The organism is Bradyrhizobium sp. I1.14.4 (assembly GCF_050435825.1).
GTDB lineage: Bacteria > Pseudomonadota > Alphaproteobacteria > Rhizobiales > Xanthobacteraceae > Bradyrhizobium.
This window is the reverse complement of the sequence record NZ_JBNDLA010000008.1, coordinates 228,731-253,709: the sequence shown is the minus strand read 5'-3', so window position 1 is coordinate 253,709 and position 24,979 is coordinate 228,731. Positions and strand designations below refer to the sequence as shown.

Sequence of the window (24,979 nt, the reverse complement as noted above, 5' to 3'; positions counted from 1 at the left end):
GGACCACGTTCAAAACCTCACCGTGCCGGGATCGAGCCCAAGCGCCAGCCGGCCGGCGATGATGTAGTTGTTCGGACTCATCGCGATATGCTTCGCGGCGGCGCGCGCGTCGCGATCCGCGCGCTCCACGGCGCAGGTCTCGAAGATGGCGGCGGCGCCCGCGCTCGAAGCCAGTTCATCGGTGATCGACATGGCAGTCTCGGCCCCATGTGCACTGGCGATTCGAACGTCCGCGCGCGCTTCCACCAACCGTTCGCCGCCCGTCTCGGCCGCGGCCATCAATTCCGTCATCGCATCGATGATGAAGGCGCGGGCAGCGCGAAGCATCGCTCGTGTGCGGCCGACCGTCGCCTGGACGATCTCGCGATCGCGAAGCACGGCCCGGGTGCCTTGGCGGCCTTTCCGGCCGGCGAGCTCCGCGAATGAGGTCATGGCGCCGGCGGCGATGCCGAGCGGCACCCCGCAAATGCTCCACGCGAACACCGACGATGGCGGCATGCGATAGAGCCGTCCGGGCTGGGTCGGCTGCAGCCCGAGAAACGGATGGGCGTGAGCGGCGGGCACGAAAACATCCCGTGCCTCGAAATCGCAACTTCCGGTACCGCGCAAGCCCGACACATGCCAATTGTCGAGGATGGTCACGTCCGCCCGGCCCAGATAGCAGCAGAGAAGCGGCGAATCCGGATCTCCGGGACCGGCGCTGGCCAGCACCATGAAACGCGTCGCGTGATGCGCGCCGCTAGCGAACGGCCAGCACCCGGAAAGGCGATAGCCGCCCGCGACGGCGGTCGCGGTGCCGACCGCTCCGGTCGAACTGGCGACGAAGGCGCGCGGGTCGGCGAACCACTCGCGAGCGACGGACTCACCGAGATAGCCCCCGATCCGGCTCATGCCGCCGCCGTTGCCGACCAGCCAGCCGACGGAGCCATCGAGCGCCGAGGCGGCTTCGACGACGCGCATGAACTCGAAGGGAGACAACTCTGGTCCGCCGAGCCCGCTCGGCAGCCAAAGGCGGAACAGGCCGGCATCGGCCAGCGCGGCGAAAACCGCGTCTGGCAACCTGCGCCCGTTGTCGAACTCATTGCGCTGCGCGGCGATGAGCGGGGCCAGCGCCTGGACGGCCTCGAGCACGCGGCAAACGCGGGCCGGGGCAGCAGCATTCACCACCGGACCGTCCGCTTCCGCCGCATGGCCTGGATCGCGCATCGGGCTCTCCTCGAAGTTCAGCACCGCCGCAGCATGATCGTCCGCTTCCCGGAGGTCCTGAATCCGTTCCGAAAAAGTTGCAAAAAATGTAGTCTCCTGGCCATGGCGACGATCCACGAATTCGGTCCATACCGCCTCGACGCCGAGGCCGAGATGCTGTTCCGGGGGTCCGAACCCGTCGCGCTCGGCCGGCGCGCGGTGGTGCTGCTTCGGCTGCTTGTCGAGCGGGCCGGAACGCCGGTGTCCAAGGACGCGTTGATGCAGGCCGCGTGGCCCGGGCTTGCTATCGAGGAGAGCAATTTGACGGTTCAGATCGCCGCCTTGCGGCGGGTGTTTGCCGACCTCGACGGAGGCGCGACCTGGATCGAGACGCTGCCGCGCCGTGGCTACCGTTATGTCGGACCGCCGCTCGCCGCCGAAGCCGGGCTGCCGACGTCACCATCGCCGGCAGTGTCCGATAGGCCGTCGCTCGCGGTACTACCGTTTCTGAATCTGAACGGCGATCCCGGGCAGGATTATTTTTCCGACGGCATTACGGGAGATATCATCGCCGAACTGTCGCGGTTCAGGTCGCTGTTCGTCGTCGCCCGCCATTCGAGCTTCGCCTATAAGCATAAGACGCCCGAGATCAAACGGGTCGGCCGCGAACTCGGCGTCAGGTATGTCGCCGAGGGGAGCGTGCGCAAGGCCGACAACCGGGTGCGGGTGAGTGTCCAGCTTCTCGACGCCACAACCGGCTACAGTCTCTGGACCGCGCGCTACGACCGCGACCTGGAGGACATCTTCGCGTTGCAGGACGAGATCGTCCGGGCGATCGTCGCCGCCCTGCCGGGCCGTATCGAGGACGCCGGCCGTGAAATCGCCCGACGCAAGCCGACCTCCAGCTTCACCGCCTATGATCTGGTTCTGTTGGGCAACGAGCGATGGCGCCAGTTGACCGTGAAAGCCATGGCGCAGGCGAGGGAGTATTTTCGAAACGCCGTCGCGCTTGACCCGCAATATGCCCGCGCCCACGTCAACATCGCCTGGACCATCGTCTGCGACGCGTTTCTCGAATCGCCCTCTACTGCGACGTTGGGCGATGCGTTGCGCGAGATCGAGACCGCGCTCGATATCGACGACGGCGACGCCTGGTCTCATGGCGTCTTCGCACAGCTGTTGTTTCTGTTGAATGAAGACGCCAGGGCCGAAATCCATTTCGGCCGGGCGCTCGCGCTCAATCCAAACGATGCGGACGTCGCCGCGGTTTTTGCCAACATCCTGGTCTACTGGGGACGATGGCGTGAGGCGCTAACATGGATCGGGTCAGCCAAACGGCTCAACCCCTTTCCGCCCAATCTGTACCATTGGTATCACGCGCTCGCATTATATTCGGGGCGTGCGTACCAGCCGGCGATCAAGGCGTTGATGGAGGCGCGATCGTTCGATAGGTGGACGCACGGCCTTCTCGCGGCTTGCCATGCCCAAATGGGGCGGCTCGCCGAGGCGCAGTTCGAAGCGGACGCATTCGTAAGCGAGCGCCGCCGTGAACTGAGCGCGCATGGCGAAGCCGTGCCCGCGAAGACTCTCGACTTCGTTCGGGCCCGCGCCGAAAGATACCGCGATCCTTCCGACCGCGAACATTTCCTCGACGGATTGCGCAAGGCCGGTCTCACCAGTTGACGGCGCACAGCCGTTCACTCTCGAACCCGCGAGTTGATGGGCGGTGCATCTAGGTGCGGTCACATCGACTCGCATCGGCCGGGAGCAGGGACGTCGTGGCCGCTTGGTCGGCGAGCCGCTGTCCGGCGCGACAAAACAGCCCGACGTCGGGCAACTCAGCAAAAACCTGTTTGCACGCGAGCGCAAATTCTGCTGCGACGCTGGGGCTCTCGTCTCACTCAATCACGTGTCCTATCCCAAGACCCCCGCAGCACCTGGCGCGGCCACTCCGCAACCCCACAAAAATTCGCGATTGCCGGCTGCCTCATCTTCAGGCAATGACGGCCTGCAATGAACAAGAGCTTCGAGGAAACTGCCGCTCGTCTGGCGCCGGCGATCTTTGTCGTGCTGTGGAGCACCGGATTCATCGGCACCAAATACGTCGTCAACAACGCGGAGCCGCTGACCTATCTGGCGATCCGGATGGCGTTCGTGGTGGTGGTGATGGCGGTGATCGCAGCGATCGCACGGCCGAAATGGCCGGACCGGACAGGCATCTTTCACAGCGCGGTGGCCGGCATTCTGGTGCACGGCTTCTATCTCGGCGGTACCGCGATTGCGATCGCGCATTCGATTCCCGCCGGTCTGTCGGCGCTGATCCCGGGCCTGCAACCGATCCTGACCTCGACCATTGCCAATCGCTGGCTCGGCGAGCGCGTCACGCCGCTGCAGTGGGGTGGGCTGGTGCTCGGCCTCGCCGGCGTCGTGCTGATCCTGCACAATCGGCCGATGACGGGCGAGGCGGGGTGGGGCTGGCTCGCCTCGGGCGTCTCGCTGGTCAGCATCACGCTGGGTACGCTCTATCAGCGCCGCTACTGCAACCAGATCGACTGGCGCGCCGGCAATCTGGTGCAGTACATCGCGGTCACGATCTTCTTCGGCATCGGGGCCTGGCTGTTCGAGACCAATGTCGTGCATTGGACCAGCGAGTTCGTGCTGGCGCTGGCGTGGCTGGTGTTCGCGCTGTCGATCGGCTCGATCGGACTGTTGTATTGGCTGATCCGTCACCACGCCGCGACCTCGGTCGCGAGCCTGTTCTATCTGGTACCGGCGGTGACCGCGCTGATGGCCTATGTACTGTTCGGCGAGAAGCTCGACTATGTCGCGATTGGCGGCATGGCCGCCTGCGCCGCGGCGGTGCTGCTGGTCAACCGCCGCGCTTAGGCGCAGTTCTTGTCACGACAGAGTGCGGCTCGGCCGGGTGTCGAGATGTCATTCCGGGGCGATGCGGAGCATCGAACCCGGAATCTCGCGTTGCGCATCTGCAGTATGGTGCCCGCACACCATCCCGGAATGACCTTTGCGATTGCGCGCTTCGCGTGCAATCGCGGCCGGTCACTTCGGTTGCGGCACGATGCGGATGTAGGGCTTCGGTTCTTTCCACCCCTGCGGATAGATCGTCTTGGCCTCGTCGTTGCTGACCGAACCCGCGATGATCACGTCCTCGCCCTGCTTCCAGTCGGCGGGGGTGGCGACGCGGTGTTTGGCGGTGAGTTGCAGCGAGTCGATGACGCGCAGGATCTCCTGGAAGTTCCGCCCAGTGGTCATCGGGTAGACCAGCACCAGCTTGATCTTCTTGTCGGGGCCGATGATGAAGACGTTGCGGACCGTCTGATTGTCCGCCGGCGTGCGGGCGAGGGGATCGCCGGATGTCGAAGCCGGCAGCATCTCGTAAAGCTTGGAGACGTTGAAGTCGGTGTCGGCGATCAGCGGATAGTTCGGGGCAGCCCCCTGCGTCTCCAGGATGTCCTCGGCCCATTTGGCGTGGCGATCCGCGGGGTCGACCGAAAGGCCGATGAGCTTGATGCCGCGCTTGTCGAACTCCGGTTTCAGCTTGGCCAGCGCGCCGAGTTCTGTAGTGCAGACCGGGGTGAAGTCCTTCGGATGGGAGAACAGCAGCGCCCAGCTGTTGCCGATCCAGTCGTGGAACTTGATTTTGCCCTCGGTGGTCTGGGCCTCGAAGTCCGGTGCGGTCGCGCCAATCGGAAGTGTCATGACTTTACCTCATCTCATTGATGTTGCAGGTTAATTTATATTTGACGCCGTCTGTTCCAGTATAGGACGGAACAAGGCTTAAGTGAACGGGTTCATGAAAAAGGTGAGATTGTTCTCACAGCGGGGGAATTCCAAGCAACTTGTTTTGATCCATATCCCTGCGGCGAAATATCAAAGGCTTGGAAATGCCCAGATAAAGCCGCTTATCGCCGTCATCACGCCTGGCCCGGCTGCTATAGGACTGAACCGTGACAGCCTATAAAGCGACGAAATAACAACCATCTAAAAATCTCGGAACGCAAGTTCCGAATCATTAACCACTCGTTTACGCCCGCGTGGAAAAGCTGGGCTAAGATAGGAATTGAAAGCTCCCACAATGTCTGCCCCAAGTACCAAAACCGCTGAGGCTCTCAGCGGTGCGTTGCATCCATCCTGCCGCAAGACCGCCGCCCATGCGCTGACCATCGTGCGCGACGGCGTGATCACCGGCGAAGGCCCGACCACCAAGGGCCGCATCCATTTCTCCCGGTCACTCGATGCCGATGACGCCGCCTGGTGCGCGCGCATCCTGACGGCGGCGGCGGTCGAGCATCAGCCGGTCAGCCGCGCCGAGATCGAGGCGCTGTTCGCGATCAACGAGGCCGCTGCCGAGCGTAGCGATGGCGGGCGGTTCGACGATCTGCTCGCCAAGGCGATCGCCCATCATGCCGCCTCCGAGTCCGGTCTGCCGGTGCCGCCGCGCACGGTGGCGCTGTCGCCCGACACCGAGATCGATCGTTGGGCGCCGACGCAAGGAGCGAAGATCGACACCAAGGTTCTGGAGTGGATCGCGGGCCAGATGCGCGGCAAGCGCCGCGCCAGTCGTGCGCTGGCGGCGATGGTGGCAACGCTGGTCGGTGCGGCTGCGCTGCCGCTTGCGGCCCAGCTGCCCAACGTGCTCGACATCGGGATGATGTGATCGCCCGGGATGATGCGTGCATCATCCCGAACGAACGGGTTCAAGCGATGGCGGCGGGGATTACTTCCCCGCCGTTGTGCGTTTGCCGTCGGTCTCCTCGAGCCCGAGCGTCCGCCCCGGGAATCCGGCGACGTCGAAATAGCGGGTCGAGAGCACGCGCTGGAATTTCAGCACGGTGCGCAGCCCGTTGGCCGAAGGCTTCTTCGACATGATGGTGCCCTCGGCCATCTTCGGCACGATGCCGTTCGGCAGCGCCTCCGCCGTCACCCGGCCGATCAGCCCGCCGTTGTTTGGCGCGCGCAGGCCGAGCAGCTGGGCGGCGGTCATGCCGACATCGGCGTTGCTGACCGGCAGCGGATCGACATAGCCCGCCTTGAAGTCGGGGCCGATCGCCGCGGTGAAGTTGAATGTGTCGCCACGGCTGAAGCTGCCGTGCATGCCCTGGCCCTGGCGCAGCACGGTGTCGGCGATCTGCACCGAGCAGTTGGTCGGGATCTCGCAGCCGCTCGACCAGGAGCGGAAGTTGACCACGATCGACGGGTTCGGCGTCACCGCCTTGCCCTTCAGATTGAGGTTCGACATCGGCAAGGTGCCGGGGAAGGTGCCGAGCTTGTCGTCGACGAAGAGGCCGCTGACATAGTCCTGCTCGAGCAGCGCCTTGACGACGCGGTCGGCGAGCTTCTTGTCGCGGTTCGGCAGATAGATCAGGTCCGAGCCGCCATTGGTCGCGATCACGACATCAGGCTTGGCCGAGTCTTGGCCGAGCACGCCGTTGCCGGCCTTTGGATGGGCATTGTCGGCGACCTTGGCGTTCTTGTCGTTGGGGTCGTACAGCGGCAGGTTCAGCGCCTTGGCGAGATCGATCGCCAGAAAGCCCATCGGGAGGAAATCCTTCGGCGTGTCGTCGTAGGAGATCTTGGCCGAGGGGCTCGTCTTGGTCTCCTTCGAGATCGTCGAGAAGCCGTGGTCGGAGGAGACCATGATGTTGGTGTTGGCGGAAAGCCCGAGTTCGTCGAGCGCCTTGCGGAGCTGGGCGAGGTTGTTGTCGGCATTCTTGATGCCGGCCATCGAGGTCGGGCCGTTGATGCCGGGGGTGACGGTGTTGAGGCTGTCGCCGGTATTGTGCTGGCTGCCATCCGGATCGCGCGACCAGAACACCAGCACGAACGGCTTGTTGCGCGCCTTGAACATCGGCAGCACGACCTTGGTCGCGACATCGGCCATGTAGGCCTGTTGCGCAACATTGGCCACCGTTGTGCCGGGCGTCTTGGCATCGCCCGCCTTGGCGTTGTCGCCGCGGCTCGGGGTGGCAAGCGGCAGGCCGGCCTTGGTCAGCGCGTCCTTCATCTCGTCGGAGAGCGGCACGCCGGTCTTGCCGCCGGTGGAATCGTCGACCACGATCGTGTTCTTGCCGCGATCGGTGTGGTCGAACAACAGGGTCGGGCCGACCTTGCCGATGGCGGCGGTGCTAAAACCCTGGCCGCGGGCCATCTTCAACAGCGTCTCTTCGTTGAGATAGTCGCCATTGAAGTGATCATCGACGTCGGCGAGCACGGCGTCGTTCTCGATGAACGGCACCACGGTGTCGCCGGCCGGCACCGAGGTATAGCCGGTGTAGATCGTATTGGAGAAGGTGCCGGTGTCGCCGAGATAGTGGCCGGTCGACAGCGCCGAACTGTTCGCCATCGTGAAGGTCGGGAACAGCGAATGCGAATTCTTGAAGTTGACGCCCTTGTCGCGGATATCGGCCATCGTCGGCGCCGTCTGTGGCGTCACGATGCCGCCGCGCAGGCCGTCGGGAACGAACAGGATGAGGTTGCGCGGCTTGGCGTTCTGCGCCGCGGCGGCGCCCGCCGAAAGCGCGATCATGCTCGCGGACAACAGTGTGATGGCTCGACGCATGCTTTATTCCCCCAGATGAAGCCCGCGGCAGGTCGCCGCTCGCCTTCGTTTAGTTTTGCCATATGACAGAAATGTTACAGCGCTTGCTTGGCGCTGTAACCGTCGGATTTTTGCTGCGGACCGCTGGTCGACATGCCGTCATTCTGCGGGCTGAATCGCGGTTCTCTCATTGCGCGTAGCGCTGCCGGCATGCCCGTACCGTGCATAGAGCGCGGGCAGTACGGCGAGCGTCAGCAGGGTTGCGCTGATCAGGCCGCCGATCACGACGGTGGCGAGCGGCTTCTGCACCTCGGCGCCGGTGCCGGTGGCGAACGCCATCGGCACAAAGCCGAGCGAGGCCACCAGCGCCGTCATCACGACCGGCCGAAAGCGGGTGAGGGCGCCTTGCTCGATGGCGTCCTGCATCGGCACCCCGCGCTCGCGCAATTGCCTGACGAAGCTCAGCATCACGAGCCCGTTCAGCACCGCGACGCCCGACAGTGCGATGAAGCCGACGGCCGCCGAGATCGAGAAGGGCATGCCGCGCAGCCACAACGCCGCGATGCCGCCGGTCAGCGCCAGCGGCACCGCGCTGAACACCAGCAGCGCATCGCGCGCCGACCCCATCGCCGCCAGCAGCAACAGGAAGATCATCGCAAAGCAGGCCGGCACGACGACGGCAAGGCGCTGGCGCGCCGCGGCGAGATTTTCCGACTGGCCGCCCCAGGTCATCCAGTAGCCCGGCGGCAGCTTCACCGATTGCGCGACCCTTGCTTGGGCTTCCTCGACCACCGAGCCGAGATCGCGGCCGCGGACATTGGCCGTCACCACGATGCGGCGCTTGCCGTTCTCGCGGCTGATCTGGTTCGGCCCTTCGGTGAAGGAGAACTGGGCGACGCGGTTGAGCGGCAGGCTCTGCACCGGCGAACTCGGCGTCGCCTTCGGCAATGCGACCGGCAGGTTGCTCAACGCCTCGAGATCGGAGCGCACGCTCTCCGGCAATCGCACCACGATGTCGAAGCTGCGATCACCCTCGTAGACGACGCCGGCATCCTGACCGCCGACCGCGGCACCGATCACGTCCTGGACCGCGGAGACGCTTAGGCCGCGCCGAGCGATCGCCGCCTTGTCGACCTTGATCTCGAGCACGGGGAGGCCGCCCGCCTGCTCGACCTTGACGTCGGTCGCGCCGCGCACGCTGCGCAGTGCGGCCGCGATCTGGTTGGCGGCCTTCTGCATCGGCTCGAACTCGTCACCAAACACCTTGACCGCGACGTCGCCGCGGACGCCGGCGAGCAGTTCGTTGAAGCGCATCTGGATCGGCTGGGTGAATTCATAGACATTACCCGGCAGACGCCCGACCGTCTTCGAGATGTCCTCGATCAGCTGCTCCTTGGTCAGCGATGGATCCGGCCACTGCGCACGCGGCTTCAGGATGATGAAGGTGTCGGACGCGTTCGGCGGCATCGGATCGCTTGCCACCTCTGCGGTGCCGGTCTTGGAGAAAACGAACGACACCTGCGGAAACCGGCTGACGGCCTTCTCGACCGACAGCTGCATCGCCTGCGACTGCGACAGCGCCGTGCTCGGAATCCGCAGCGCGTGCATGGCAATGTTCTTCTCGTCGAGCGAGGGGATGAATTCCTGGCCGAGGCGGAAGAACCCGAACAGGGCGGTGGCGAACAGCACGACCGCCACCGCGATGACGGGAACGGGCGTTGCAACCGCGTGCCGCAGCAGCGGGCTGTACCAGCGCTTCATTGCGGCAACGAGCCAGTTTTCCTGTTCCTGCACACGGCCGGTGATGCCGATCGCGATCAGCGCGGGAACCAGCGTCAGCGACAGCACGAAGGCGGCAGCGAGCGCGAGGATCACGGTCAGCGCCATCGGTTCGAACATCTTGCCTTCGACCCCGGTGAAGGTGAGGAGCGGCACATAGACCAGCAGGATGATGGCCTGGCCGTAGAGGCTCGGCTGAACCATTTCGGCGGCGGACGCGCGCACCGTTGCCAACCGGTCGTCGCGTGTCAGCACGCGGCCGAGCGCGTGCTGCTTCTCGGCGAGGTGACGTAGGCTGTTCTCGGTGATGATGACGGCACCGTCGACGATCAGGCCGAAATCCAGCGCACCAAGGCTCATCAGATTGGCGCTGATCCGCCCCTGCCACATGCCGATCGCGGTCATCAGCATGGCGATCGGGATCACCAGCGCTGTGATCAGCGCCGCCCGGAAATTGCCGAGCAGCACGAACAGCACGGCGATCACGAGCAGCGCGCCTTCGGAGAGGTTGCGTGCCACGGTGCCGATCGTCGCGTCGACCAGCTGGGTGCGATCCAGCACCGTCTCGACCTCGACGCCCGCGGGCAAGGATGGCGTGATCGCGCGCAGCTTGGCGTCGACCGCGGCCGACACCGTGCGGCTGTTGGCGCCGATCAGCATCAGCGCCGTGCCGACCACGACCTCGCGGCCGTTCTCGCTGGCGCTGCCGGTGCGCGTCTCGCCGCCGATCGAAAGCGACGCGAGGTCGCGGATCCTGACCGGGACGCCGCCGCGGGTGGTGACGACGACGGCGCCGAGTTCCTCGATGTTCTCGAGGCGCCCGCCGGACCGCACCACGAACCCTTCGCCGTTGCGCTCGATATAGCGCGCACCACGGCTGACATTGTTGCTTTCGATCGCCTTGGCGACGTCGGCAAAGGTGAGGCCGAGCGCGATCAGCTTCGCCGCATCGGGGTGGACCTGGTACTGCTTGAGGTAACCGCCGATCGAATCGACACCGGCGACGCCCGGCACCATCTTGATCTGCGGCTTGATGATCCAGTCCTGCACCGTGCGCAGATAGGCATTCTTCTCGACCTCGGTTTGAAGCACCTGGCCGTCCGCCGTGAGGAAGCGGCCATCGCTTTGCAGGCCCGGCGCGCCGTCGGTCGGCACCTTCTGCCCGGAGTAATGGACGGTCCACATGTAGATTTCGCCGAGGCCGGTCGAGGTCGGGCCGATCCGCGGCTCGATGCCTTGCGGCAGGCGCGCGCGAACTTCGGTCAGCCGCTCGCCGACCTGCTGGCGGGCGAAATAGATGTCGGTGGCTTCACTGAACACCGCCGTGATCTGCGAGAAGCCGTTGCGGGAGAGGGAGCGCGTGCTCTCCAGTCCCGGCGCGCCCGCCAGGGCCGTTTCGATCGGGAAGGTGATCTGCTTCTCGATTTCAGCCGGCGACAGCGCCGGGGCCACGGTGTTGATCTGGACCTGCTTGTTGGTGATGTCGGGCACCGCGTCGATCGGCAGCTTCGTCAATGCGAGGCCGCCGAGGAACATCAGGATTGCCGCCAGGGTGACGACCACCCAGCGCCGCTGGATCGCAAGACCGATGATGCGCTCAATCATGGCCGTGCTCCGCCTCGTCCTTGTCGAACTCCGCCTTCAGCGTGAAGGTGTTCTGCACCGCGACGGTCTCGCCGGCTGCGAGACCAGCGACGATCTCGATATCGTCATCGTCTTCACGGCCGGTTCGCACGGACCTCGCCTCGAAGCCGTCGGCATCGCGCACGAACACGGTCGGCGTTCCCTTGATGGCTTGAATCGCCTTCTTCGAGACCATCACGGTCGACGGCGCACCCGAGAGCGGGACCTCCGCGGTGACGAAGGTGCCCGGCTTCCAGCGATGATCCTTGTTGGGCATGGTTGCGATTACGCGGGCGTTGCGGGTCTCGCGGTCGAGCAGGGGGCTGACGAAGATCACGCCGGCATTGGCTACATCTTCGGTGCCGATGGCGCGGATCTTGACCGAAACGCCTTCGCGGACCGCGTTGATGTCTTCGGGCGAGACCGCCAGATCGACCCAGATGCCGTCGAGATTGACGATGACATAGAGCTCGCTCTCCTGGCCCTCGCGCCCGATCAATCCGCCGAGGTCGACGCGCCGCTCGGACACCCGGCCGCTGATCGGCGCGCGCAAGAATTGCGTCCGCAAGCTTTCCGGGGGCTGATTGGGCAAATCTGCGATCTCGCCGTCCGACAGGCCCAGCGCAAACAGCTTCTGCCGCGCGCCGTCGAGCTTGATCTGGGCGTCGTTCGCGGTCAGCCGCGTGCGCAGGAACTCATTTTCCGAGACGATGCGGGTCTCGGCCAGCGTCTTCTGCCTGGCGTAGAGGGTCTGCTGCAGGTCGTTGGTCAGCCGTGCGGCGAGGTATTCGCTCTTGGCGTCGGCCACCTCACGACTCTCGATCGCCGCGACGATCTCGCCCTTCTCGACGACGTCGCCGAGGCGCTTGCGTAGTTCGGTGACCGTCGCGAGCACTCGCACCGAGACGCGGCCGATATGGTCGGCGTCAGGAATCAGCGATCCCGGCGCCAGGAAATGCCGCTTCAGCATGCCGCCGCTGGCCTGCGTGAACGTGATGCCGGCTTCGCGAATCTGGTCTTCGCTCAGCGCGATATGCCCGGGGGCCTCATGTTTGGCTCCGGATTTCTCTGGATTCGCGATCGCAGTCTCCTGCGTCGCGGTCGGGAACTTGACCGGCCAGCCGATCCATCCGGCCGCCAGAACGACCAGTGCGATGCCGGCGGTCACGCCGGCGAAAAATAGAACAACCCGTTTCATATGCGCCTCTCCGCAGCGCAGGCCGATGGCCATGCGCTGTCGCGACATCGATCTGTGCGGAAGCGTGCGTGCGGCCCAATGGCAGCGGCACGCGGCCGGTCATGTCGACCGGATCAGGCGCGGGGTGGCTTGAAGGGAGAGAGGCGGTCGGCCGATGCCGGCAGCTCAATGCTGCTGTGGCCATAGCTATGCGGCGCATAGGCAATCGGGAACGCAGTTTCCTGCGAAGCTACCGAGGCGACGTGTGTCAGACAGTGATCGCCATGCAACGACGCCGGATGCACTGGAGCCTTGCCGCCGGTGTCGTTGGTCGACTGTGCGATCGAGAAGCCAGGAACTGCATCGTCGTCACCGTCGAAGGCCCAGCCGTGGAAGAACGACAGCACCAGCGCAAGCGAAATCAATCCCGCAAGCAGGCTCCGCCAGCGGCGCGATCCCGTTGCGTGAGGGTAAGACTGAATCACGGTGCGCGAAGCGTCCATGGGCCCTCATTAGCGCTGTGGCCGCGCGCATTCAAGTTCGAGTCCGCGACAGAATTGCCGCGGATACTATAACGTTACAGGCCGTCCGCGCTTCGACGCGTCAGCCATCGCCGCGCCGCGACGACGGCCCAGATCGCCTCAACCAGGCCGAACGGCCAGGCACCCTGCAGGAAACCGTAGGCCGAACCGAGCGCGCAGGAGACGGCGAAGGCCAGGATGAACCAGGGGCTGCGATCTTCGGCCGCATAGCAGACGAGCATCATGGTCACGGCGAACAATCCGAACATCGTAAGTGCGTCCATCGCGTGGTGAGGTCCTCTTGATCGCGAAAACGACTTCTGGCATTCCCGGGACGAAATATCCATCTCGCGCAGTTCGACCATCGGGGCGGTCGCGCATGCTGAGTGCAAGAGGTCGCCCGGTAGCCGCCACAGCCGGCTACCGCTGTAAGCAAAGACTTAATGCCTGCGACATATTATCCAGCGACGATTCCCCTCCGTGCTAACAGCCCCCTAACCATGCTGCTCTTGCCAATCAAGGACCCCGAGCGGTCCTGGCGTCACATCAAGGCACAATGGAAGAAGGACGCTGAAGGCGTCGGCGAGGATTTTGCCACCTTTGGCGGCATCGCTGCCTTTGAAGCGCTGACCGCCAGGGATGGCGATAGTCAGGGGCTGTACCACCTGACTGACGGCGAACGGGTCCACGCGGTGTGCCAGGTCAAGCGTCTCCTGATGAGCCGATATACGTCGCCGGCCCTCAGTGCGCGTTTCGTCAACGTGTCTCCGATTTACGATCTCGGCCTCGCCGATGTCAGCGACTATGCGCAGATGCTCGTGGCGCTGTTCTCCGGCGTCGTCTGGCTGTCGCGTGATGCGCTGGCGGCCAGCCACATCCGGTTTCTCCTGAAGAGCCCGGGCGACTCGCAATTCTTCGCTGCACTCAAGGCCGTGACGCCGTTCTCACCATTCTCGAAATTCACCATCGAAGGCGCGTTGATCGGGTGCAGCCTGAAGGAGGCGACGGCGGCGTCGCCGGTGGCGGTCGCTTCCTGAGGATTCCTGTACCGATCGTGTTCAGGTACGCATTCACCTTAACCGTTCGATAACTGATTTTCCTAACGACCCCTTGGGTTGTGTTCCCCTACAAGGGCACCCGCAGGGGCAGGAAAATGTCGGTTATCTCAACGAACAGCGTGAAGCCGGAGCGCCGGCGGCTGTCGATTAAAGGTGTGTTGCGCGCTACCAGGATGGGCGCCATTCAGTGGCTCATCCTGAGTGCCGCGCTGTTGGTGCTCGCGATCACGCTTGGCACCGGCTATCTCGCGCTGCAGTTTCGCGAGCGGGCGCTGGAGATGTCCGAGCGCGAGCTCAACAACACCGCGCTGCTGCTGTCGCGGCATTTCGACCAGCAGCTCACCGACCTTCAGCATGTCCACGACGACATCGTGAATTATCTGCGGTCGGAGCAGGTCGAGACCGCCGATCAGTTCGAAAAGAACATGTCGCTGCTCAGTGCGCACGAGATGCTGCGCACGCGGCTGGCCGCGCTGCCGCATGTCGGCGGGCTTAATCTGTTCAACGCCAAGGGATGGCTGATCAACTCGTCCGAGATGTGGCCGGTGCCCGACATCAGCATCTCCGACCGGCGCTATTTCCAGGAGTTCACCTCGGGACGGCCGACTTCGCCTGTCATCGTCGAGCCCGCGATGAGCAAGGTGACCGGCAACTGGACCACGATATTTGCGCGCAAGATCACCGGGCGCAACGGCGAGATCATCGGCTTTGCGAGCCGCGGCGTCGAGCCCAGCCATTTCGAGGATTTCGTCGCCTCGCTGGCGCTGAACGGCGACACCGTGATTTCGATGATTCATCGTGACGGCACGATCATCGCGCGCTATCCGCAGGATGCGAGCCTGGTTGGCAGCAACATCGTCGACCAGCCGCTGTTCCGGAAGATCATCGGTCTTGGCGGCAACACGTCGGGGCGGTTCGTCGGCGCTGCCGGCGAGGAGAATGTCGGCGCGGTGAGGTCGCTGTCGCACTTTCCGATCCTGATTCTCGCCACCACCAGGACCTCCAGCGCACTGGAGGATTGGCGCGCCCAGACCAAGCTGCAGTTCTGCGCCGCGGTGCTCGCGGTGCTGATCGTCGTCATGACGATCTTCCTGATCGTTCGCCAGTTGCAGCGGCAGCACGATGCGGCGCAGCGCCGGCTGTCCGAGAAGGGCCAGCATCTCGACACCGCCATCAACACCATGACGCAGGGGCTCCTGCTGTTCGACGCCTCGGCGCGGCTCGTGATTTGCAACCAACGATACATCGACATGTTCGGCCTCTCGACCGATGTCGCCAAGCCTGGATGCCATCTGCACGATCTGATCCTGCATCGCCAGGCGCTCGGTTCATTCGTCGGCGATGTCGATGAATACTGTGCGCGGTTCACCAATCCCAGGGGTGACGAGGTCCGGGACTCGGTGATCGTGACGCCCGACGGCCGCAGCATTCGCCTGATCTACAAGCGCGCGCCCGACGGCGGCTGGGCCACCACGCTCGAGGATGTCACCGATGGGCGGCGAGCGCAGGCGCAGATCGAATATCTCGCGCATTACGATGCTCTGACCAATCTGCCGAACCGGACGCTGTTCCAGCGTCACGCGGAAGAATTGTTGCGCGAGGCGACCGTTCGCGAGTTCGCGATCCATTACATCGATATCGACGAGTTCAAGCGGATCAACGACACGCTGGGTCATTCGATAGGCGATGAATTCCTGAGGCGCGTGGCCGAGAAGCTGCGCCAGTCGGCCGGGTCGAACAACTTCATCGCGCGGCTCGGTGGCGACGAGTTCGCGATCGTCCAGCATGACATCACCTCGGACGACGAGGTCAGCGATCTGGTGGCGCGCATCTATCAGTCGCTGCGCACGCCGTTCGACTGCCACGGTCATTGGCTGTCGAGCGATGCCAGCATCGGCATTGCGATTGCCCCGCGCCACGGCTCCGACCTGTTCGGCCTGCTCAAATGCGCCGATCTCGCCATGTACGCGGCCAAGGCCGCCGGCCGCAGGACCTATCGCTTCTTCGATCCGGCGATGGAGAAGCAGGCCAATCTGCGCCGCGCGCTGGAGGCCGATCTGCGAAGTGCGTTGGCGGAGGACCGCTTCGAGCTGCACTATCAGCCGCTGGTCGACCTGCGCAGCGACGAGGTGACCGGCTGCGAGGCGCTGCTGCGCTGGCGCCATCCGGTGCGCGGCATGATCTCCCCGGCGGAGTTCATACCGGTCGCCGAGGAAACCGGGCTGATCGAGGAGATCGGGCAGTGGGTGCTGCGCACCGCCTGCATCGAGGCGGCGGCCTGGCCGGCGCATGTGCGGCTTGCAGTCAACGTCTCGCCGATCCAGTTCAAGTCGGAGACGCTGGCGCTCAAGGTCGCGAGTGCGCTCGCCGAGAGCGGGCTCGACCCGCGCAGGCTCGAGCTCGAGATCACCGAGGCGGTGCTGATCGCCGACGATGATGCGGCGCTGGTCACGCTCGGCCAGCTGCGCGCGCTCGGTGTCCACATCGCACTCGATGATTTCGGCACCGGCTATTCGTCGCTGCAGTATCTGCAGCGCTTCCCGTTCGACAAGATCAAGATCGACCGCAGCTTCGTCAAGGAAGTGACCCGCAACAGCGGCTCGGCCTCGATCATCCGCGCGGTGGTCTCGATCGCCGCCGACCGCAACATGATCACGACCGCCGAGGGCGTCGAGACCGATCAGCAGCGCGACACCGTGCAGATGCTCGGCTGCACGCAGATGCAGGGCTACCTGTTCAGCAAACCGGTTCCGGCGCAGGATGTCCGGACGCTGCTCGCGGCCGATAGTGTCGAGGACGCCGCCTGAGCGGCCACCGTCCGTCAGGAACAATCCGCGCCGCCGCCGCTTGAGAGTGAAAGCTCTCGAGAGGCGAGGCGGCTCAATGAAAAGCAAGCTCGTGTCGAATGCACCCGGCGCGCAAGTTCACGTCGTCGTGCTCGATGGCGGCGAGGAGGCGTTCGGTGCGCTGACCAAGTTCGCCAATGATGCGAGGCTGACGGCGGCATCGCTCACCGCGATCGGCGCATTCGAGCGAGCGACGGTCGGCTGGTTCGATTTCGCGTCAAAGAGCTACCGGAAGATCGAGGTCAACGAGCAGTGCGAGGTGTTGTGCGCGGTCGGCGATATCGCGACCGGTGACGACGGCAAGGCCAGCTTGCACACTCATATTGTGCTCGGACTGTCCGATGGGTCGACGCGCGGCGGCCATCTGCTTGCCGGCATCGTGCGCCCGACGCTGGAGGTCGTGGTCACGGAAGCGCCAGCCAGCCTTCGGCGCCGGAAGCGGCCCGAGCTCGGCATCGCCCTGATCGATCCCGCCGCAGGATAACCCGACCGCCTTCGCTTCCCGCCGAAAGGCTCCAGAAAATCGACCTGCCAACGCGACGGACGCGGAACCGAAATCGTGGAACCGCGTTCCATTGCGGGGCTCGACCGGCAGGCGATCAATGAAAACCGCAGTAACGTCCGCGGCCATGCTGCTGTTTGCCTCGTGCATGGCAAACGCAGAGAGTGGCCTTGCGTCCTATTATCGTGGCATCGGCAGGAGTGGCGAGATGACCTGCGCGCATCGCAGGCGGCCGTTCGGCAGCATGGTCACCGTGTCGTATCACGGGAAGTCGATCCGGTGCCGGGTCAACGACCGCGGCCCGTTCATGCGCGGGCGGATCATCGACGTCTCGACCACCGCGGCGCGGGCGCTCGGCATCCTTCAGCTCGGCGTCGCGCATGTCGTGATCGAATAAGGCTCGGCCGGCGGCGGGATCAGGGCTTGGAAGCGGTCGCCCGTTGCTCGGCGATCGCCTTTCGCAGCGTGCGCGACAGCGCCTCGACCGAATAGGGTTTCTGGATCAGCTCGAAGCCGCTGTGCGCGTTCTCGGCGAGCACGTTGCTGTAGCCGCTGGTCAGCACCACCGGCAGGCCGGGAAACCGATCGCGGATGACACCGGCGAGCTCGACCCCGTTCATGCCGGGCATGATCACGTCGGAGAACACCAGATCGGCGGCGAACTCGTTCTCCGAGAGGATCGCGAGTGCCGCATTGGCATTCGCCGCGCGCTTGACCGAATAGCCGAGATCCTCGAGCAGTTCGGTGGAGAACTGGCCGACATCATCGTTGTCCTCAACCACGAGGACGCGATAGCCGCGGCCGATAGAGATTTGTTCGGTGCCCGCGCCAGCTGCAACCTTGGGGTCCGCCGGACGCATGGCCTGCGGCAAGTAGATGGTGAAGGTCGCACCGTGGCCGGGCGTGCTGGTGACCTCGATATCGCCATCGGATTGCTTGACGAAGCCGAAGGCCTGGCTCAATCCGAGGCCGGTTCCCTTGCCGACCTCCTTGGTGGTGAAGAACGGTTCGAAGATCGCGTCGAGATTTTCCGGCGAGATGCCGGTGCCGGTATCCTGGATCGACACTGTCACGAAATCGCCGCTGCGCGAGGCCTGGGCGCGGAGGGCAGGGATGTTCTTGACCTTCCTGACGCCGATCGTCAGCCGGCCTTCGTCGTTCATGGCGTCGCGGCCGTTGACCGCAAGGTTGATCATCGCGGTCTCGAACTGGCCGATATCGGCGATCGCAAAACAGTCAGGATCGTCGATCCTGACCTCGATGTGAATCCGTGCGCCGACCAGCGGCCGGATCAGCTGCGCCACGCTATCGACCTGCGTCCCGACATTGAAAACTTCCGGATTGAGCGGTTGCCGGCGCGCAAACGCCAATAGCTGTGCGGTGAGCTTGGAGGCCCGCTCCACGGTCTCGGAAATCGCGTCGATGTAGCGGCGGCGCCGTTCATCCGGCAGCTCGCGGCGACGCAGGAAGTCGGTCGCGGAGCGAATGATGGTGAGCAGGTTGTTGAAGTCGTGCGCGACGCCGCCGGTGAGCTGGCCGACCGCTTCCATCTTCTGCGATTGCCGCAGGGCTTCCTCGCCGCGCCGCCGCTCGGTGATGTCGACGGCCTCCGGCACCGCGCCGACGATGGTGCCGTGCTGGTCCTGTAGCGGCCGCATCGCGAAATCGAAATAGCGCTCGCCGATCGGCAGTCGCAGTTGCATCTCGATCTTGACCTCCTCGCCACGCATCACGGTCGCAAAGGCATTTTGGATCGCGCGCGGCATGCCTTCGGTCGCGGCGAACCAAGGCGTGTCCCAGAACGGCTTGCCGACGACGTCAGTGGCATCAGTGCGGATGCCGGCCAGCGCGGTCTGGTTGGTGTAGAGCAGGCCGCCGTCGCGGTTGAGCAGCATCTGATATTGATGGCTGGTCTCCAGGATCGCGCGGGTCTGGGCTTCGCGGGATTCGAGCTGCGCGGTGCGCTCCAGGATGCGCCGCTCCAGCGACTCGTTTAGCTTTCGCAGCTCAATCTCGGCTTCCTTGGCGGCTGTGATGTCGTGGGCGACGCCGATGAAGCCGATATGCTTGCCGTTCGGGTCCCAGCGCGGCTGCGACTCCGAGCGCAGCCAACGCCAATCGCCGGCAGCGTTCCGGTAGCGTGCCTCGAGTATGAACGGCTTGAGCGAGAGCTCGCCCGTAATCTGCTCCTGCAGGATCTGCGGCAGGTCGTCCGGATGCAGCGCCTTGCGCCAGTCGAACACGATCGCTTCCTCGAACGGCAGTCCGAGGAAGTCGAGATAGGCCTGGTTGGCAAAGGAGCGGGTACGGTCGAGCTTGGTCACCCAGATCGGCACCGGCGCGCTGTCGGCGATCAAGCGGAAGCGCTCTTCGCTTTCCCGCAACGTCTCCTGCGCCAGCATCTGATCGGTGACGTCGAGATCGGCGCCGACCAGCCGCAGCGCGCGGCCGCTGCGGTCGCGCTCGATCTTGGCGACGACGCGGATCCAGCGGCTCTCGCCGTCGTTCGGGCGGATGATGCGGTATTCGGCCGTGTAATCCTCGCCGCCAGCCTTGAGCACGCCGAACAGATGCCGGATCGTCCGTTCGCGGTCGTCGGGATGGATGCGCGCGACCCAGTTCTCGTAGGTCTCGTTGACCTCGTCAGGCGGCAGGCCGTGCACCAGCAGATATTCGGGAGAGCGGCGGTTGCGCACGCCGTCGCGGAAATCGATCTCGAGCCCGCCGACCCGCGCGATACGCTGGATCCGTGCCAGCTCTGCCTCGCGCTCCTGAAGCTCGCGATGGGCGCGATCGCGTTCGCGCGCGATCTCCTCAAGGTGCTGCCGCAGCCGTTCGGCTGCCGCAGTTTCGGGAAGCACATCAGCAGGATCGGGTGGGGTCATACGCGCCGGCAACCTCTTGGCGCAGTTTCACACAGGACGTGGCGGCTTTGCCAGCGTGATTTATGCGATCACTTGCCGATCACTTGCTCTTGGGCGGACGGCAATTATAGGCCCGGCGGAACCCGGCGGCCTGCGCATCCTCCTCGGAGCAGAACCAGCGATCCGGATTGCCGAGGCCCGGGTAACTGCGGCAGGCCTGCAGGTGATAGATGCCGACATTGCCGGTGACGCGGGCGCGCACGGCGTACTTGCCCTTGATGTTGCAGCTTGCCGGCATCGGCAGATCGTCGGGGAAGAGCGCATCACGGATCTGCTTGTCGCGGTCGGCCGGGCATGCGTTGCCGCGCAGGAGGCCATCCTTCTTGCCGAGACGAAAATCGCGCGGCGCCACGAAGCAGCCCTTCCAGAGCCCGGCGCGATTGTCCTTGGCGGTGGCTTCATCCGGCTTGAATCGGCCAGTGGCCGATCCCTCGACATTGAGGGCGTAACCCTTCTGGACCAGCACCTGGCTGAGGCTGGTCGGATCGCCCTCGATCTTGCAGACGCCGAGGCGGCGCCTCTTGAAGGTCGGATCGACGCCGATATCGTCGCAATGGATTGGTTTGCCGCCGATCAACTTGGTCAGCTGGTCGCGCGCTTCGATCCCGCAGGTCCAGACGTCGGCATGCTCGTCGACGCAGAGCTGGTCGACCGCCGGCGCGTCGATGCCGTCGAGCCGAAACGTCGTGTTGCCGAGCTGAATGGTGCCGGCGTCCTTGATGACCGCGGTGGCCGCGGGGCCAGCGGTCGCGGACAAACCGGGGATTGCAGACAAGCAGGACAGGAGAAGCGTCGTGACGACCAGATTTCGAAACCGCATTTTCTCACTTCAGATCTTTGGCGGGCCGCCGAACTTCTAGCACAGGCAGGTACGATCCAACCAAGGACTGTTCGCACGAGCCGCGTGCGCGCCGTCACATCCCGGCCGGTGGCGGACAGCCTGGAACGGCCGGCACTGCGATTTGAGGGATGTGCATGGCCGAGTTCATTATCAACGTGCTCGTCGAGGTCGTCGCCGGACCCGGCAATGTCTCGCGCGCTGGCGGCGGAGAAGAAGGCGGCTCAGGAGACGGCGTCGATCAAAGATCCGATTGACTTCGTTAGAACAAAATAGGAACATGATGCACCAGCTGAATCCCGGATACCCTATGATGTCTGCACGGCCCGAATCTGACGACGATGACGGGCTGGAAGCGGCTGTCGATCAGGCCATTACCGCCTGCGGCGGGAATATGCGCGCGACTGTCCGGGCGTTGATCGTGGCCAATGAATTCCTGGAGAGCGAGGTCAGCGAGCTGATGAAAGCCGTTGCGAGGGCCCATTCCCGCGGCCGCTTCAAGACCTATTCGGGCTGAAATACCTCTCAGGCTACCGTCATCGACCGGGGCAGGTCTGCATTAGACCGTTGCCTCCGGAGCAATTTGCTGTACCACGGAGGAGTTACGCCAATCGCCCGTGCCGAATTGCGCGGGGAGGAATCCTGCCAAGTTCGAAAAAAGCCCAAGCAAGAAGAGCATGTTCAAACGAATCCTGATCGCCAACCGCGGCGAGATCGCCTGTCGGGTCATCAAGACTGCGCGCCGTATGGGGATTGAGACGGTCGCCGTCTATTCCGAGGCCGACCGCGACGCGCTGCATGTCGAGATGGCCGACGAAGCTGTGTTGATCGGACCGCCCGCAGCGGCCGAGAGCTATCTTTTGATCGACAAGATCGTCGACGCCTGCCGCAAGACCGGCGCGCAGGCCGTGCATCCCGGATACGGCTTTCTGTCCGAGCGCGAGGCGTTTCCGCGCGCGCTGGAAGCCGCCGGCATCGTCTTCATCGGCCCGAACCCCGGCGCCATCGCCGCGATGGGCGACAAGATCGAATCCAAGAAGGCCGCGGCCAAGGCCAAGGTCTCGACCGTGCCGGGCCATCTCGGCGTCATCGAGGACGGCAAACACGCCGTCCAGATCGCCGACGAGATCGGCTACCCCGTGATGATCAAGGCCTCCGCCGGCGGCGGCGGCAAGGGCATGCGCATCGCGCATTCGAAGGCGGAGGTCGCCGAAGGCTTCAATCTCGCCAAGGCCGAGGCGAAGTCGTCGTTCGGCGACGACCGCGTCTTCGTCGAGAAATTCATCGTCGATCCCAGGCACATCGAAATCCAGGTGCTCGGCGACAAGCATGGCAACGTGATCTATCTTGGCGAGCGCGAGTGCTCGATCCAGCGCCGCAACCAGAAGGTCATCGAGGAGGCGCCGTCGCCGCTGCTCGACGAGCAGACCCGCCGCAAGATGGGCGAGCAGGCCGTCGCGCTGGCCAAGGCGGTGAACTACGATTCGGCGGGCACCGTCGAATTTGTCGCCGGCCAGGACAAGAGCTTCTACTTCCTGGAGATGAACACCCGCCTGCAGGTCGAGCATCCCGTCACCGAGCTGGTCACCGGCATCGACCTCGTCGAGCAGATGATCCGCGTTGCGGCCGGCGAGAAGCTCGCGATCGCGCAGAAGGACGTGACGCTGACGGGCTGGGCGGTGGAGTCCCGCGTCTATGCCGAGGATCCGTTCCGCAACTTCCTGCCGTCGATCGGACGCCTGGTGAAATACCGTCCGCCGGCCGAAGCCAGCCAAGACGGCATCACGATCCGCAACGACACCGGCGTGCAGGAGGGCGGCGAGATCTCGATCCATTACGATCCGATGATCGCCAAGCTCGTCACCCACGCTCCATCACGCGCCGCCGCGATCGAGGCGCAGGCAACCGCGCTCGACGCCTTCTATGTCGACGGCATCAGGCACAACATTCCGTTCCTGTCCGCGCTGATGAACCATCCGCGCTGGCGCGAGGGCCGGCTCTCGACCGGCTTCATCGCGGAGGAATTCCCCAAGGGATTCTCGGCGCGCGCGCCCGAGGGCGAGATCGCGCGCCGGCTCGCGGCGGTCGGTGCCGCCATCGATCACGTGCTCGGCGAGCGCAAGCGGCAGATATCCGGCCAGATGGGCGGACGCGTGGTGCTGCGCGAGCGCCGCCGCGCGGTGTGGCTCGATCGCGCCGAGATTGCGCTCGACGTCGCACGCGAGGATGACGCCATCGCGGTACGCTTCATCGGCGCCGACAGGCTGCCCGGCAATCCGCACAATCTGGTGTCGAACTGGGTGCCGGGCGAGCCGGTCTGGCACGGCACGATCGACGGCAATTTTGTCGCCGTGCAGGTGCGGGCCATCAATAACGGCTTCCGCCTCGCGCATCAGGGTTTTGAGGTGCCGGTCTACGTCTTCACCGAGACCGAGGCGACCTCGGCGCAGCTAATGCCGGTGGTCTCGGCGGCCGACACCGGCAAGAAGTTGCTGTGCCCGATGCCTGGTCTTGTGGTGTCGATCGCGGTGGCCGAGGGCCAGGAGATCAAGGCCGGCGAGACCTTGGCGGTCGTGGAAGCCATGAAGATGCAGAACGTGCTGCGCGCCGAGCGCGACGGCACGGTCAAGAAGATCCACGCCGCCGCCGGCGCAACGCTCGCGGTCGATGCGCTGATCCTGGAGTTCGCATAGACGCAATCCCGTCATTGCGAGCGTAGCGAAGCAATCCATGGCGCGGCGTCGAAACTGCGGATTGCTTCGTCGCTATCGCCGTCGCAATGGCGAATGAGGAGCCTTGTTATGGCCTTTCGTCAACGTCGTGAAGCCCTGCGATCGATTCTCAACGGATCAACCTGCATTCGCCCGGGCTCGGTCTATGATGCGACCTCGATCCGGATTGCGGAGGATCTCGGTTTCGAGCTCGGCATGTTCGGCGGCTCGGTGGCCTCGCTCGCTGTGCTCGGCGATCCCGATATTGCGCTGATCACGTTGACTGAACTGGCCGAGCAGGTGCGCCGGATGTCGCGCGCATCCACGCTGCCGGTGCTCGTCGATGCCGACCATGGCTACGGCAATGCGCTCAATGTCCGCCGCACCGTGCAGGAGCTGGAAACCGCCGGCACCGCTGGCCTCACCATTGAGGACACGTTGCTGCCGCAAGCGTTCGGCCAGGCAAAGACGCAGCTGATCTCGCTCGAGGAAGGCGTCGGCAAGATCAAGGGCGCGCTTGACGGCCGCAGCGATCCGTCGCTCGTCATCCTGGGCCGGACCGGGGCCGTCTCGATCACCAATCTCGATGACGCGATCACACGCGCCAAGGCCTATGAGGCGGTCGGCGTCGATGGACTGTTCTTCACCGGCATCAAGTCGCGCGGCGAGCTCGAGGCGCTCTCGGCTGCGACGACGCTGCCGATCGTGCTCGGCGGCGCGCCGGAGGAGATGACCGCGCTGGATTATCTCGCCAGCCAGCGCGTCAGGATCGCGCTGCAGGGCCACGCGCCGTTCGCGGCCGCAACCCAAGCCGTCTACGAGACGCTGAAGGCGCTGCGCGAAGGCACCTCACCGAAGAACCTCAAGGGCATCGCTTCGTCCGAACTGACCGGCCGCGTGATGCGCGAGGCGGAGACCAAGGCGCGTAGCGGCGAATTTCTCGGCCTGAAGCGGTGAGCGGCGTGATCCGCCACGTCACCATCAGCGGTCGCGTACAGGGCGTCGGCTATCGCGCCTGGGTCGACGACCAGGCGCACGCACGTGGCCTCGAAGGTTGGGTCCGCAACCGCCGCGACGGCAGCGTCGAGGCGGTGTTCGCCGGCCCCGATGATGTTGTCGCCGAGATCATCACGGCGTGCGGCCGCGGTCCGTTCTCGGCGAGCGTCGATGGCGTGCACGTCGTCTCAGGCAGTTCCGATCTTTTGAACCGGCGCCGGGCTGGGGAGCGGTTCTCGGTCCTGCCGACGGTCTGAGGCGCG

Annotated in this window: 20 protein-coding genes; 11 read left to right on the top strand and 9 right to left on the bottom strand. The window is 64.8% G+C overall.

What is annotated here, in order from left to right; all coding sequences use genetic code 11:
• Positions 1–9 precede the first annotated feature (9 nt).
• Positions 10–1,206, bottom strand: coding sequence for an acyl-CoA dehydrogenase family protein (locus tag ABIB78_RS18985; RefSeq protein ID WP_429027268.1), 1,197 nt, complete (start codon positions 1,204–1,206; stop codon positions 10–12).
• Here ABIB78_RS18985 and ABIB78_RS18980 point away from each other — a divergent pair.
• Positions 1,189–2,868 (top strand): winged helix-turn-helix domain-containing tetratricopeptide repeat protein, encoded by a 1,680-nt coding sequence (locus ABIB78_RS18980; protein ID WP_429027266.1) that lies wholly within the window; start codon positions 1,189–1,191, stop codon positions 2,866–2,868. The genes ABIB78_RS18985 and ABIB78_RS18980 overlap by 18 nt on opposite strands.
• A gap of 330 nt (positions 2,869–3,198) precedes the next feature.
• Positions 3,199–4,071, top strand: a complete 873-nt coding sequence (locus tag ABIB78_RS18975) for a DMT family transporter (RefSeq protein WP_429027265.1) — start codon at positions 3,199–3,201, stop codon at positions 4,069–4,071.
• A gap of 171 nt (positions 4,072–4,242) precedes the next feature.
• Here ABIB78_RS18975 and ABIB78_RS18970 read toward each other — a convergent pair whose 3' ends face one another.
• The gene (locus ABIB78_RS18970; RefSeq protein WP_429027263.1) at positions 4,243–4,902 is read right to left on the bottom strand and encodes a peroxiredoxin; all 660 of its coding nucleotides are present in this window, start codon (positions 4,900–4,902) and stop codon (positions 4,243–4,245) included.
• 376 nt (positions 4,903–5,278) lie between these two features.
• Between ABIB78_RS18970 and ABIB78_RS18965 the strand changes: the two genes are divergently transcribed.
• Complete coding sequence (locus ABIB78_RS18965; RefSeq protein WP_429027260.1) at positions 5,279–5,860, top strand: hypothetical protein; 582 nt, start codon at positions 5,279–5,281, stop codon at positions 5,858–5,860.
• 60 nt (positions 5,861–5,920) lie between these two features.
• Here the strand turns inward: ABIB78_RS18965 and ABIB78_RS18960 are convergent, their stop codons facing one another.
• The 5 genes from ABIB78_RS18960 to ABIB78_RS18940 all read right to left on the bottom strand — a co-directional run bounded on the left by ABIB78_RS18960 (position 5,921) and on the right by ABIB78_RS18940 (position 13,125).
• The gene (locus tag ABIB78_RS18960; RefSeq protein ID WP_429027258.1) at positions 5,921–7,762 is read right to left on the bottom strand and encodes an alkaline phosphatase family protein; all 1,842 of its coding nucleotides are present in this window, start codon (positions 7,760–7,762) and stop codon (positions 5,921–5,923) included.
• 138 nt (positions 7,763–7,900) lie between these two features.
• Positions 7,901–11,125: an efflux RND transporter permease subunit gene (locus tag ABIB78_RS18955; protein WP_429027255.1), complete on the bottom strand. Its 3,225-nt coding sequence runs from the start codon at positions 11,123–11,125 to the stop codon at positions 7,901–7,903.
• Positions 11,118–12,341 (bottom strand): efflux RND transporter periplasmic adaptor subunit, encoded by a 1,224-nt coding sequence (locus tag ABIB78_RS18950; RefSeq protein ID WP_429027253.1) that lies wholly within the window; start codon positions 12,339–12,341, stop codon positions 11,118–11,120. Before ABIB78_RS18950 ends, ABIB78_RS18955 begins: the two co-directional genes overlap by 8 nt.
• Positions 12,342–12,454: 113 nt before the next feature.
• Entirely contained in the window at positions 12,455–12,823 is a 369-nt protein-coding gene (locus ABIB78_RS18945; protein ID WP_429027251.1) for a hypothetical protein, read from the bottom strand.
• Positions 12,824–12,897: 74 nt separating this feature from the next.
• A complete protein-coding gene (locus ABIB78_RS18940; RefSeq protein ID WP_429027250.1) occupies positions 12,898–13,125 on the bottom strand; it encodes a hypothetical protein in 228 nt (75 codons plus the stop codon).
• Positions 13,126–13,341: 216 nt separating this feature from the next.
• Here ABIB78_RS18940 and ABIB78_RS18935 point away from each other — a divergent pair, with 216 nt between their 5' ends.
• From ABIB78_RS18935 to ABIB78_RS18920, 4 genes are all read left to right on the top strand, one after another.
• Complete coding sequence (locus ABIB78_RS18935; protein WP_429027248.1) at positions 13,342–13,878, top strand: hypothetical protein; 537 nt, start codon at positions 13,342–13,344, stop codon at positions 13,876–13,878.
• A 116-nt stretch (positions 13,879–13,994) separates the two neighbouring features.
• Positions 13,995–16,706: a bifunctional diguanylate cyclase/phosphodiesterase gene (locus ABIB78_RS18930; protein ID WP_429027245.1), complete on the top strand. Its 2,712-nt coding sequence runs from the start codon at positions 13,995–13,997 to the stop codon at positions 16,704–16,706.
• A 76-nt stretch (positions 16,707–16,782) separates the two neighbouring features.
• Positions 16,783–17,229, top strand: a complete 447-nt coding sequence (locus ABIB78_RS18925) for a PPC domain-containing DNA-binding protein (protein WP_429027243.1) — start codon at positions 16,783–16,785, stop codon at positions 17,227–17,229.
• A gap of 118 nt (positions 17,230–17,347) precedes the next feature.
• On the top strand, positions 17,348–17,644 hold the full coding sequence (locus ABIB78_RS18920) for a septal ring lytic transglycosylase RlpA family protein (RefSeq protein WP_429027241.1): 297 nt from the start codon (positions 17,348–17,350) through the stop codon (positions 17,642–17,644).
• A gap of 19 nt (positions 17,645–17,663) precedes the next feature.
• Here ABIB78_RS18920 and ABIB78_RS18915 read toward each other — a convergent pair whose 3' ends face one another.
• A complete protein-coding gene (locus tag ABIB78_RS18915) occupies positions 17,664–20,132 on the bottom strand; it encodes a PAS domain-containing protein (protein WP_429027239.1) in 2,469 nt (822 codons plus the stop codon).
• Positions 20,133–20,211: 79 nt separating this feature from the next.
• Positions 20,212–20,991 carry a thermonuclease family protein gene (locus ABIB78_RS18910; protein WP_429027237.1) on the bottom strand — a complete coding sequence of 260 codons (780 nt, stop codon included), beginning with the start codon at positions 20,989–20,991 and terminating at the stop codon, positions 20,212–20,214.
• A gap of 328 nt (positions 20,992–21,319) precedes the next feature.
• Here ABIB78_RS18910 and ABIB78_RS18905 point away from each other — a divergent pair, with 328 nt between their 5' ends.
• The 4 genes from ABIB78_RS18905 to ABIB78_RS18890 all read left to right on the top strand — a co-directional run bounded on the left by ABIB78_RS18905 (position 21,320) and on the right by ABIB78_RS18890 (position 24,973).
• The gene (locus tag ABIB78_RS18905; protein WP_429027419.1) at positions 21,320–21,526 is read left to right on the top strand and encodes a hypothetical protein; all 207 of its coding nucleotides are present in this window, start codon (positions 21,320–21,322) and stop codon (positions 21,524–21,526) included.
• Between the two features lie 160 nt (positions 21,527–21,686).
• On the top strand, positions 21,687–23,702 hold the full coding sequence (locus ABIB78_RS18900) for an acetyl-CoA carboxylase biotin carboxylase subunit (RefSeq protein WP_429027235.1): 2,016 nt from the start codon (positions 21,687–21,689) through the stop codon (positions 23,700–23,702).
• A 108-nt stretch (positions 23,703–23,810) separates the two neighbouring features.
• Positions 23,811–24,677 (top strand): isocitrate lyase/PEP mutase family protein, encoded by an 867-nt coding sequence (locus ABIB78_RS18895; RefSeq protein WP_429027233.1) that lies wholly within the window; start codon positions 23,811–23,813, stop codon positions 24,675–24,677.
• Positions 24,674–24,973, top strand: coding sequence for an acylphosphatase (locus ABIB78_RS18890; protein WP_429027232.1), 300 nt, complete (start codon positions 24,674–24,676; stop codon positions 24,971–24,973). Before ABIB78_RS18895 ends, ABIB78_RS18890 begins: the two co-directional genes overlap by 4 nt.
• Positions 24,974–24,979 lie beyond the last annotated feature (6 nt).